Raw genomic sequence first — 6,367 nt, 5'->3', positions numbered from 1 at the left:
TCAAGGCGTTCAATATGCGAGCCATCAATATAGACGGATACTGAGGTTGCATAAGTTTGTAGGTAGTATGAGCAAAAAAGGATGTTGCTGGGATAATGCAGTAGCAGAAAGCTTTTTCGGCAGCTTGAAACAGGAGAGAGTCCACTGGCGCAATTATCGAAAGCGCTATGCAGCTCAGCAAGATGTACTGAATTACATCACAATGTGGTACAACAGCCAACGGATGCATTCATACCTGAATTATCAAAGTCCCAATGAATTTGAGCGTATGGCTAAACCATTAAAAGAAGTAGCTTAAAGAACTTAACTAGGGTGACTGAATTAAGTTGACCAGGTCAGATCTTTCTTTACGCCAACGTTTTATCACATTGATAAAGCTCGGTTCTTTCCAGCTCTCATTCCAAACAGAATGAACATCAACACTTGCAGATTTTGGCTCAGGTATTGGCTTAGGTAATTGAACTAAACTGGGCATAATAGAAGCATCGCCTACGATAAGAGCTTCACCTTGACCTAGGCTAGGAAGCATTTCAGCAGCTGCACTAGTGTTTTCAGGTAAAAGCCCTTTAATGTAATTTTGGTCAGCTTTATTTGTTAAACGTAACGCAATGAAATTACTGCATTGTGAAAATATTGTTGGTGAAACTTCAGATGGTCTCTGACTGACAACCATAAGACTCAATCCATATTTCCTGCCTTCTTTGGCAATTCTTTCAATAGACTTTCTTGACGCTCTGTACATTGCAGAATCAGAAGCGGGGACGTAATTATGTGCTTCTTCGCAAACTAACAAAATTGGAATATGATTATCTTCTCCTTCGGCATGTCTAAGCTTTGAATTATGAAAAGAGAAATCAAAAATTATTCGAGATAATAAACTAATAGTTACACTTAACACCTCAAATGGAACTCCACTCAGATCAAAAATTGTTATATTCGACTTATTAGAGTACCCGATAAATTGCTTTAACAGATCACTAAAATCATTTGTATTGAATATTTCGCCGTCAGTTTTTATTGGCTTTAAAAGGAATCTTAGCCTGTCGTCTGAAAGCCTAGTTTCTAATCGAGATATAAAGCGGTTAAATTCACCGTAAAATGGGCCGTTGGTAGCTTTTGTGTCTTTTGCTGCTGAATTAGCTACGAAAGTAAGTCTAGAATTAAAATATTCTTCATCTTGATTATCTACTAGCGAACCACAAATAAGCTTTGGCTTCCCTTCCCCTTCTTTTCTTCCAATAACTTCTCTATCAAAATTGTCAATATAATTTACAACTTCACTAATTGAAAAGTAACATGGGGTATCATAGGTCGCATCAACAAGCAGGGGGTTATGCAATTTTTTATTTGCAATAACAGCCCGCTTAAAAATAGCCATTTGATTATGAGAATTACTTTCGTTACTCTCAATAAACATGCTCTCTAACTCTTCAGAGTTCATAAGCCAATATGGTAATTGAAGATCATCTACCGTTAAATTATTTAAAGTAAACGCTCTTTGTTCACCAATATTAAATGCAGTTGCATATTCTGAATGTAAATCAAAAATAACGACGTGTGAATTGTTTTTCGATCCATGCAATGAATAGCCGCTAGAATCAATACCTACAACTTTTTGCAGTATTCCCGATACGGCGCACGACTTTCCAGAACCAGTAGAACCAACAACACCAATATGTTTACTGAAAAACTTATTCCCGTGTAAGTTGAAATTAACAGCCGAATTATTAGAAAGAGTACCTATATTAAAGTCGAACCCTCCATCACTAGAGAATAGAATATCAAGGGTTTCTGAATCCATAATGTAAACGGGTTCTGTTGGAACAGGTAAAACAGGAGTTCCCTTTTTAAAGTCATAACCGCTACCATTTGCTATCAGTGCGCCGATGGGGGTTGCATCAATGGTAAAAATCCATTTATCATCATCATTTTTACCCGCAATGTTTTTGACAATAGCGATTGCAAAGTTATGATTACCATCCTCTATTTTTAGATATTTACCTACTTGCAAACTCGATTTATTCGCCTCGAAAATATCTATAGAATTGATTTGAATTGTTATTTGAGACGGAGAACTAATCATTACACTGCCAATGCTACTCATATTCGTTCCTTATGGTTAATACAAATTCAAGTTCACTAAAATTAGGAACCCCTATCTCGGATGTTTCAATGTCAGTACAATCAATTTGATTAGGTTTATTTTGGCAAACAAAAAATAAGTCATCGCATTTTCTATGATTTACCGCATCAGGTTGATCCATATATGACAGAATCCGAATTTGAAATTCTCTTTCATTTACTAAACTTCGGCTATTTCGACTAATTGGTTCACGGAAAAACTCCTGAACTTCAAACTTAGTGCCGACATAGCCAGTACATGCCTTGATATTCTTCCTAAATAAGCGAGATTGAATGTCTAGTAGTACGTCTAACTCGCAGTCAAACACAAATGTAGGCGTTTTAAGATGCAATGCTTTTGTGTGGTATTTAGCAAGGTAATTACTGATAAACACCACAATACCTTCATTGAAATCAGTTAGTTGATCTTTAGAAAGGTAGAAGTATCTTTCTCGTGAATTTAAAGATAAATACTGAGATAACTGCTTTCTTTTAGATGTTAATAGCTGCTTCTTAGTGTTTAATGCAAGTGTCCATTTGGAGATGGCAGTACTATTCGAAGTAGATAGTAAGTTTTCGAAATCTTGCCTAGTGATCTCTCGCGACTCAGGAGTATCTCCACATGAAACCCTAGCAATATGGTTTATGGAGTTTGGATACAGTATATTCTCAACATCAGAATTTTGAATCTCAATTTCTGCCAACAAACCCTTTATACTAATAGATAAATCATCAATAGACTCACCAAACTCAAGAGTTAACTTTGTTAAAAAATCATCCTTATCAAAATCTTCCGAAATTCGGTTAATTGTAGGTTGAAGCTTCAGATTAGTAGACCCTAGAGCAGAGTTAAGTTCAGTTTTAGTGATATTTCGCGTTGTATTAGCTTGATTTTTAACGTGAATAAACAAACGATAAATTATATTTGCTTCAGGGTTTGAGGAATAATTGGCAGCCATTTGAAGTAATGGTTTATAAATAAGGCTAGTAGAGAAGACTTCAACTGATTCATGATATTTACACTGAATAGCTGTCGTACTGCCGTCAGTATGTGAAACATCAACATCCTCAACAATTCCTTCTACTGTGACTGTGTCTTCATATGACGATTCAAGGATCGCTTTTATTGTTTTTTGGAACTGATATAGAAAACCCTTTATTGTACTTTCTGCTGTTCTGCTCATAGTCCCTACTTAGTCGAATGTTAGATCAAGCCATCACTGAAACTTAACATCTTATTAGGCGGAAAAGTTCCGTGTTTCCACAAGAAACACGCCCATCAAATATTTATAATAAAAATAAACGTTACATGTTTTAACACTGCTTTTCAAATGGTTGTGTTTTGTAATAGGTTTTATCTATTGTAGAAAGGCAGAATTATTCCGTATTTGCGGTGGAAACATGGAATACAACGAGAACAGTGTCTTCAGTCAGTGATTTGTAGATCGTACTACGCTCGCTTCTTCCCGGTATCGAGCGTAAAGGGTTATCCATACATTCTGTATTACAGATAAAGCTATGCTTTGTAAATGACAACTTATACCTTATTTAATATAAGCAGTAAGGATAGATGCTGAATCTTGCGTATCAGAAGAAGTACAGTTTTACGGGGATATTATTGAAGCGGAAATCTATTTTTTTGGAGCTGTTAAGAAACAATAAAAAAGCTCCTAATCTGTAAGCAGATTAGGAGCTTGAATGTTTTCAACTTCCGTTAATTAACGGGACTGGAATTATTTAATGTCTAATAATTCAACTTCAAATACTAGTACAGAATGAGGAGCAATTGCAGCACCTGCACCGCGTTCACCGTATGCAAGTTCAGAAGGAACAGTCAGCTTGTATTTTGAACCAACAGTCATAAGCTGTAGTGCTTCAGTCCAGCCGGCGATAACACCGCCAACTGGGAACTCAGCAGGCTGGCCACGTTCAACAGAGCTGTCGAACACTTTACCGTCTACTAAACAACCGTGGTAATGAACGCTTACTGTAGATTCTGCAGTTGGTTTTTCACCTTCACCAGCAGCAATCACTTCATACTGAAGACCAGATTCAGTAACTACAACACCTTCTTTTTTAGCATTTTCAGCTAGGTAAGCAGCACCGGCAGCACCTAATATTTTAGCCTTCTCAGCAGCTGCAGCCTGCATGCGCTCAGAAATAACCTGAAAAGCAGCTTGTAAGTCAGCTTGAGCAACTTTACTTTCTGCGCCGGCACATGCGTCAGCGATACCAGCAGAAACAGCTGCTACAGATAGTCCGTCAAAAGGGTTAGCGGCAAGCTGCTCACCCATCTGTAGGCCAATACCGTAACTTGCTTGTTGTTCTTTAGTGATCAGTTGTAATTCAGACATATTTGTTCTCTTATTAAATGAGGGGATGACTCAAATAAAGCATCCCTTGTTAGCGATTTATATTAATATGGGGAGGCTAATTTATTTTTAAAGGCCTAAAACAAATTATTTTAAATTTATTTTCACTGTGTATTGGTTTTTATTGTCTGCGCTATTCCGGCAGTTACCAGCGTAACTTGATCCGCTAAGGCCGCCACCTGCTGATTTAATTCTCCCAGCTTATCCGCATAACAGCGCATCAGCTTACTTTCCCCAATCAGACCGCAGCCGACCTCTCCAGTGACAATAACAACCTTTGCCTGTAACTGACTAAGTTCATGAAGAAACTTATTCTTAACTAATTCATAATCTGCAGTGCAGGCTTTTAACGATTTATCTTGAGAAAGATACCAGCCGACCCAGGTTGATAAACACTCAATTAAAATCAGCTGCTGCGGCTTATTATACTGTTCAAGGTAAATCTGCAGATCCTGCTCCTTATAATCAAGCTCACAGGTACTGATTTTACTGTCCCGGTGCAGCTGATGCCGGGCAATACGGCTTTTGGTTTCTTCACCGATCGCCACACTGGTTGCAATATAAACAGCCTGCTGCTGCATATCCTGATCCAGCCACAACTTTAACCTGTTTTCTGCAAAATCACTTTTGCCGCTGCGCACACCGCCAATAACTAATTCCAGCATTTGACCTCCGATAAAAAAGCCACCGTAAGGGTGGCTTTAAAATGAATAAGTTTTTTATAGAATTATTTACTTAAATCATCAAAAAACGTTTTCAGGCTGTTAATAAAACCATCTGACTTAGGTTTATTTTTCTTTGAACTTAATGAGCATAAAGCTTCAAACTCTTTTAACAGTTCACGCTGTTTACTTGACAGCTTCACTGGCGTTTCGACAATAACTTTACACATTAAATCACCGGTACTGTGACTGCGTACTGATTTAACACCTTTATTACGCATACGATACATACGGCCGGTTTGTGTTTCAGCTGAAATTTTCAGTTTTACCCGCCCGTCAAGGGTTGGTACTTCAATTTCACCGCCTAGCGCCGCTTCTGTGAAACTAATCGGCACTTCACAGTATAGGTTATTACCGTCACGTACAAAGACTTCATGTTCACGGACATTCATCTGTACATACAGATCACCCGCTGGTGCGCCGTGTTCCCCAGCTTCACCTTCACCGCTTAAACGAATACGGTCACCCGTATCAACACCGGCCGGGATTTTAACTGATAATGTTTTACTGCGCTCATAACGACCGTCACCATGACACTTATGACACGGATCAGTAATTATTTTTCCTTTACCGCGACAAGTTGGACAAGTCTGGTTAACTGCAAAGAAACCTTGGCGCATCTGCACCTGGCCCTGTCCATGACAAGTACCACATGATTTAGCCTGAGTACCTTTTTTAGCGCCTGAACCGTTACACTGCTCACAATGGACCAGTGTTGGAATCTCAATCTCTTTGGAAATACCTTTTACCGCTTCTTCCAGCGTTAATTCCATATTATAGCGAAGGTCTGACCCCTGCTGCGGACGTTGTGCACCACCACCGCCGCGACGGCCGCCGCCAAAAATATCACCAAAGATATCACCGAACTGATCACCAAAATCACCATGACCGAATCCGCCGCCGCCATGACTCTGATTTACACCTTCATGACCATATTGATCATAAGCGGCTTTTTTCTGCGGATCGTTTAGAATTTCGTAAGCTTCTTTTACTTCCTTGAATTTTTCTTCAAGGGCATCATCACCTTTAGTACGATCCGGATGATATTTCATAGCTAAGCGTTTATATGCTTTTTTTACTTCTTTCTCTGTTGCGCTTCGGCTGACACCAAGCACTTCATAACAATCACGTTTCGACATTTTTACTTCTCAA

The 6,367-nt window shown here is 38.7% G+C and carries 6 protein-coding genes; 1 reads left to right on the top strand and 5 read right to left on the bottom strand.

The features are described from left to right. Positions 1–298 (top strand): IS3 family transposase (locus tag G327_RS0117650; RefSeq protein ID WP_019616134.1); only part of this gene is annotated, 298 nt, incomplete at its 5' end. Positions 299–307: 9 nt separating this feature from the next. Here the strand turns inward: G327_RS0117650 and G327_RS25040 are convergent. The 5 genes from G327_RS25040 to dnaJ form a co-directional block, all read right to left on the bottom strand. After that, positions 308–2,104, bottom strand: a complete 1,797-nt coding sequence (locus G327_RS25040; protein WP_019616133.1) for an ATP-binding protein — start codon at positions 2,102–2,104, stop codon at positions 308–310. Continuing rightward, on the bottom strand, positions 2,097–3,305 hold the full coding sequence (locus G327_RS0117640) for a hypothetical protein (RefSeq protein WP_019616132.1): 1,209 nt from the start codon (positions 3,303–3,305) through the stop codon (positions 2,097–2,099). The genes G327_RS25040 and G327_RS0117640 overlap by 8 nt, the downstream gene beginning before the upstream one ends. A gap of 549 nt (positions 3,306–3,854) precedes the next feature. After that, positions 3,855–4,475, bottom strand: a complete 621-nt coding sequence (gene bamJ, locus G327_RS0117635) for a BamJ family beta-barrel-assembly machinery protein (protein WP_019616131.1) — start codon at positions 4,473–4,475, stop codon at positions 3,855–3,857. Between the two features lie 122 nt (positions 4,476–4,597). Further along, positions 4,598–5,158 carry a bifunctional adenosylcobinamide kinase/adenosylcobinamide-phosphate guanylyltransferase gene (locus G327_RS0117630; RefSeq protein WP_019616130.1) on the bottom strand — a complete coding sequence of 187 codons (561 nt, stop codon included), beginning with the start codon at positions 5,156–5,158 and terminating at the stop codon, positions 4,598–4,600. Between the two features lie 62 nt (positions 5,159–5,220). Continuing rightward, on the bottom strand, positions 5,221–6,354 hold the full coding sequence (dnaJ, locus tag G327_RS0117625; RefSeq protein ID WP_019616129.1) for a molecular chaperone DnaJ: 1,134 nt from the start codon (positions 6,352–6,354) through the stop codon (positions 5,221–5,223). Positions 6,355–6,367: the final 13 nt, after the last annotated feature.

Source organism: Psychromonas ossibalaenae ATCC BAA-1528 (assembly GCF_000381745.1).
GTDB lineage: Bacteria > Pseudomonadota > Gammaproteobacteria > Enterobacterales > Psychromonadaceae > Psychromonas > Psychromonas ossibalaenae.
Note: the sequence above shows the minus strand (reverse complement) of the source record. Positions and strands in the feature narration are given on the sequence as shown.

Bases quoted from the DNA above. Each gene is read 5' to 3' on its own strand.
- G327_RS0117640 (WP_019616132.1), bottom strand. From the start codon at position 3,305: ATGAGCAGAACAGCAGAAAGTACAATAAAGGGTTTTCTATATCAGTTC.
- bamJ (WP_019616131.1), bottom strand. From the start codon at position 4,475: ATGTCTGAATTACAACTGATCACTAAAGAACAACAAGCAAGTTACGGT.
- G327_RS0117630 (WP_019616130.1), bottom strand. From the start codon at position 5,158: ATGCTGGAATTAGTTATTGGCGGTGTGCGCAGCGGCAAAAGTGATTTT.
- G327_RS25040 (WP_019616133.1), bottom strand. From the start codon at position 2,104: ATGAGTAGCATTGGCAGTGTAATGATTAGTTCTCCGTCTCAAATAACA.
- dnaJ (WP_019616129.1), bottom strand. From the start codon at position 6,354: ATGTCGAAACGTGATTGTTATGAAGTGCTTGGTGTCAGCCGAAGCGCA.